Origin of the sequence: Microcystis sp. M165S2 (assembly GCF_020245885.1) — a bacterium.
GTDB lineage: Bacteria > Cyanobacteriota > Cyanobacteriia > Cyanobacteriales > Microcystaceae > Microcystis.
Map to the genome: position 1 here is coordinate 1 of NZ_JADBTZ010000395.1, position 4,622 is coordinate 4,622.

5 protein-coding genes are annotated in these 4,622 nt (G+C 45.1%); 3 read left to right on the top strand and 2 right to left on the bottom strand.

The features are described 5' to 3' along the window. Positions 1–413: 413 nt before the first annotated feature. Positions 414–1,208 carry a peptidoglycan editing factor PgeF gene (gene pgeF / locus IM479_RS19490; RefSeq protein WP_287686975.1) on the top strand — a complete coding sequence of 265 codons (795 nt, stop codon included), beginning with the start codon at positions 414–416 and terminating at the stop codon, positions 1,206–1,208. Positions 1,209–1,304: 96 nt separating this feature from the next. After that, positions 1,305–2,282, top strand: a complete 978-nt coding sequence (gene fmt, locus IM479_RS19495; protein WP_287686976.1) for a methionyl-tRNA formyltransferase — start codon at positions 1,305–1,307, stop codon at positions 2,280–2,282. A gap of 30 nt (positions 2,283–2,312) precedes the next feature. Here the strand turns inward: fmt and IM479_RS19500 are convergent, their stop codons facing one another. Together IM479_RS19500 and IM479_RS19505 are read right to left on the bottom strand one after the other, a co-directional pair. Then, complete coding sequence (locus tag IM479_RS19500) at positions 2,313–2,693, bottom strand: cyclic nucleotide-binding domain-containing protein (RefSeq protein ID WP_287686978.1); 381 nt, start codon at positions 2,691–2,693, stop codon at positions 2,313–2,315. Between the two features lie 363 nt (positions 2,694–3,056). Beyond that, positions 3,057–3,863: a TlyA family RNA methyltransferase gene (locus IM479_RS19505; protein ID WP_287686979.1), complete on the bottom strand. Its 807-nt coding sequence runs from the start codon at positions 3,861–3,863 to the stop codon at positions 3,057–3,059. Positions 3,864–4,002: 139 nt separating this feature from the next. On the opposite strand from IM479_RS19505, the gene IM479_RS19510 reads away from it, so the two are divergent. Next, positions 4,003–4,224, top strand: coding sequence for a hypothetical protein (locus IM479_RS19510; RefSeq protein WP_287672405.1), 222 nt, complete (start codon positions 4,003–4,005; stop codon positions 4,222–4,224). Positions 4,225–4,622: the final 398 nt, after the last annotated feature.

The following is a 4,622-nucleotide window of genomic DNA, read 5'->3' on the forward strand; positions in this document are numbered from 1 at the left end:
AACTGCACAATATTTATTGAGAGAATATTTATCGATTTTGTCTTCTCTCTTGGCATCCATCCAAAGCCTTAAAGCCTTATTACGGATGAATTGTACTGTACGAATAGCTTCATCAATGGCAGAACACTGACTTGGTTTGACTACCGCCTTCATTTCTAAGACAATCATTGTTTATCGACCTCAAACAACTTATTTTGTTCTAACATATCCTGCACAAAACTGTCAAGGATTTAGTGGTGCTTCGTGTCACTGAGCCTGTCGAAGTGCTGTTCTATATTGGTCGGGTTTCATCCCGTCAGTCAAACTGAGGGTCTTCACCCGACATTTAAGATAATCTTCCGGTTGTCGTTTGCCAGGCTCAGAACTAGGATAGGAAAGAACGAGGCATTAATGCAGCAAGAGAGGCTTATACTGTGACTAATGTAGCGATCAATGTCCGATTAACCGAGACTTCTCTGTGGCAATGGCAAACATGGCAAGGATTGCCCTATCTTACCTGTAGTCTCCTAGAGGATTGGTCCCACGGCTTTTTTACCCGTCATTATTACCCCCAAACCCCGGAAGCTTTTACGGCTGCTCTGGGGACAAATGTACCGGTTTATCGGGTTAAACAGGTACATGGCGATCGCCTATTAAATCCCCAAGGGATTACTAACCCGGAAATTGTCGAAGCGGATGGAATTATCACCGATGCTTCCGGTCAAGGGATTTGGGTGGCCAGTGCTGATTGTACGCCCGTACTAATAGGCGATCGCTCTACTGGTGTTGGGGTGGCAATTCATTCTGGATGGAGAGGGACGGCCAAAAGGATAGTTCCCAAAGCAGTAAAGCAGTTATTAAACTCCGGTAGTTGTTTAGATAACTTAGTGCTGGCCCTGGGGCCGGCAATTGCCGGGGAAGTGTATCAAGTAGAGACAGAAGTTGCCGCAGAAGTGGGTTTAAGTTTATTCCCCCAAGAAACCAATCCCGACCAAATTCTGGCGAATTTATTTAACCTGTCCCCCTCCCCCTTATTTGCTGACGAGGAAAAAGGAAAAGTGCGCTTAGACGTGCGACGGGTGATTTATCATCAACTACAACAGTTAGGAATTAGGGATGAACAAATTGCGATCGCTCCTTTTTGTACCTATCAACAAGAGGATCATTTTTTCTCCTATCGTCGGGAAAAAGCCAAAAAAATTCAATGGTCTGGCATAGTTAGCCGTTAATAACTCAGTGGACCTTCTCACTCAAGAATTCGTCCTTTCTTTTCACTGATTACTGATTAATACTCACTGATAACTGAAAAATCCCCCCCCTCTCCCATGCGTATTGTTTTTTTCGGAACCCCGACTTTTGCTGTTCCCACCCTAAAAAAATTATTAGCCAATCCCGATATAGAAGTAATTGCCGTCGTTACCCAACCGGACAAGCGCCGGGGAAGGGGTAATCAATTAATCCCCTCACCGGTGAAACAAATAGCCATAGAACAGCAAATACCAGTTTGGCAGCCCAAAAGTGTCAAAAAAAACGCTCGAACCTTAGATTTTCTCAGACAATCGCGGGTGGATGCCTTTGTGGTGGTTGCCTACGGACAAATTCTCTCCCCAGAAATTCTAGAGATGCCGAGATTAGGCTGTATTAACGTTCATGGCTCAATTTTACCGAAATATCGGGGAGCAGCCCCCGTGCAGTGGTGCATCGCTAGGGGAGAAAAAGAAACCGGCATTACCACCATGTTAATGGATGCGGGCATGGATACCGGACCGATGCTACTGAAAGCCTACACCCCGATCGCTCTTTTTGACAATGCCGAACAGGTGGGAGCAACCCTAGGACAAATGGGGGCGGATTTGCTCCTAGAAACCCTCTCTAAGCTCGATCAAGCAGAAATTACCCCAATTCCTCAAAATAACGACGATGCCACCTATGCCCCTTTAATTCAAAAATCTGACTATCTAATCCACTGGCAAGATTCGGGCCGGAGAATTCACGATCGAGTCCGGGGTTTTTATCCTCATGCGCTAACCACTTTCCGGGGACAACCTCTAAAAGTGATGGCGACTATTCCCCTAGACGATCCTAGTCAACTGCCTCGAGAATTACAGACAAAAGACCTTTCTCATCTAAGCGGAGAAGTGGGATCGATCGTGGCTCTCTGGAAAAATTTCGGGCCGGTAGTGCAGACGGGTGAGGGTTTATTATTATTAAAAGAAGTGCAATTATCGGGAAAATCACCGCGTTCTGGTGGGGATTTGGTCAATGGTTCCCGTTTAACTATCGGTGAGATTTTCGGTCAATAGTTTTGGTGGGGATGGCTTTCCTTTGCTCCTCTATGCTTCACTGGTGAAGATTTTTTTCAACTTGCGAAAGCGATCGGAATAACTTCTTAACACTTCGATCGCAAACATGGGGGTTTCCTGCACGGCAAATAAAAACTGCGGTTGATTGAGACAGGCTAATTTACAATCAGTTTTGGCAATAGCTGTGGATTCTCGCAGTTTATCCCCATGCAGGAGCGATCCTGCTCCGAATACATCCCCTTTTTCTAGAGTTTCTATCAATTGTTCCTTGATATACATCTCCACTTCTCCGCTAAGAATACCGTACATTAACTCGCCCTCCGTGCCATCGGCAAAAATAACTTCACCAGCTTGAAAAGTGCGATCGGGATGATTTTCGAGAATTTTAATCGTGTCCACGGGACTTAACATGATTTAACAATAATTTTTCGGGTTATCTCTCCTATTTTCCGATATATTGAACTCCCCGATCATCGTTTTTGTATGTAAGAACACTTGAAACTTCTCTACCTGACAAAGATTCGGTTTGACTCTCAGAAATGCTTTGTTTAATGCTTGTCGGGGAGAGAAAATTTCCGTCTTCATACCTTTATCCTCTTCCTACCCAATCCGATTTTTCAGTCTATTTTTTTCTCTCTTATCTTCGCTGAAAAACCCTATATATATGGGCGCACGGATTCCGATCATACATAAAGTATAAAGCAAGTCTCGCCATTTGTCAAGGGTTTTCTGAAAATCTCCCCCACTTCCCACTTCCTTGAGAAAATACCTAGTTTAAAACTGTTCGATCGCTTCTTGGGTGATTTCTGCGATCGCTGCTAAACTGGGACTGACCTGGCCGATATCGGTGGATAACCAGAGAAGATACTCGACGTTACCCGCAGGTCCGGTAATGGGAGACCAAGTTAAACCCCGATAGAACCATCCTAAGACTTCGGCGGCCTGTAAAACCTGAAAAATCGCCCCCGCTTGGTCTTGGTGGTCGCGAACTACCCCTTTTTTGCCGACTTTTTCCCGTCCCACCTCGAATTGGGGTTTGACCAATAAAATCGCTTCTCGCGGTGGATTTAATAGCGTCCACAGGGTCGGTAAAACTTTGGTCAAAGAAATAAAGGACAGATCCATAACTGCTAAATCGGCGGGTTTTTCCTGTCCGTATAACTTTTCCGGGGTTAAATAGCGAAAATTAGTTCTTTCTAGTAAAATAACCCGTTCATCCTGCCGTAAACTCCAGGCCACTTGTCCATAACCCACATCGACCCCATAAACCCGTTTTGCTCCTTTTTGCAAGAGACAATCGGTAAATCCCCCCGTGGAAATGCCTCCATCTAAACAAATGCGAGCGCTGACATCGATGGCAAACAATTCTAAGGCCTTGGCTAATTTTTCGCCCCCCCTTGACAAATAGGGCAGTTTCTGCTTAACCTCGATCGCCGCTTCTGGGTCGATTTCTGTGGCCGGTTTATCGATGATTTGATGATTGACTTTCACCTCTCCAGCGCGAATTAATCGCTGTGCCTGTTGACGGGAATCACAGAGATTTTTGGCTACTAATAATAAATCTAATCTTTGTTTCGGCAAGGAAGGCCTCCCAATAATCAGCACCTAATTCTAAAAAATACCTTATTTTTCCGCAAGCAATCCCAGAAGGAAGATTATAAGTAAGGAGAGGGGTAAGCGAAACCCATCAGCTACATTTTCGCTGCCATCCCGATATTTTATGGATAAAGATACTCAATTCGCCGTTTTGGTCATTGGCATCCCCTTTCTAGGACTAGCTTACTGTGGCTTGATTTTTGCCGTGATGATCTATTGGGTGTGGGCCCGGGAACATCCCGTGACCATGGCCACTTTTTTCGTCCTTGCTCCTTCTTTGATTTCTGGCTCTATCTGGCTGTTAGCCTCCTATAAAGCCCGCCAAAAGGAGCGTTTAGGGTTATAATTGTATAATTGGCAAGACTATCCCATTGGCCTCTAGAGAACAACTAATGTGGGGCAATGTGGGGGTGAATTGCCTTCCCGCTCCCCTAGATAGGGTCTGCTGAATAAATCTAAAAACCTTGTTGGGTAAGACTTTTAGACTTTTTGTCAATCAAAAAGTACCAGGACTGGGAGTGATCAGGGGGAAAATTCAGGTACTTTTTCCCTGAAAATTAGGTAGTTGACCACCTGAAAATCGGTAAAACCCATCCCCCATCCCCCATCCCCCATCCCCCATCCCCCATCCCCCAACCCCCAACCCCCACCGAAAAACTTTTTCAGCAGACCCTAGATAACTTGTTCTTATCACCACAACTAGGGGAGAGCCTTAAAGATTAGATATTTTTCTGGTGATAGTTA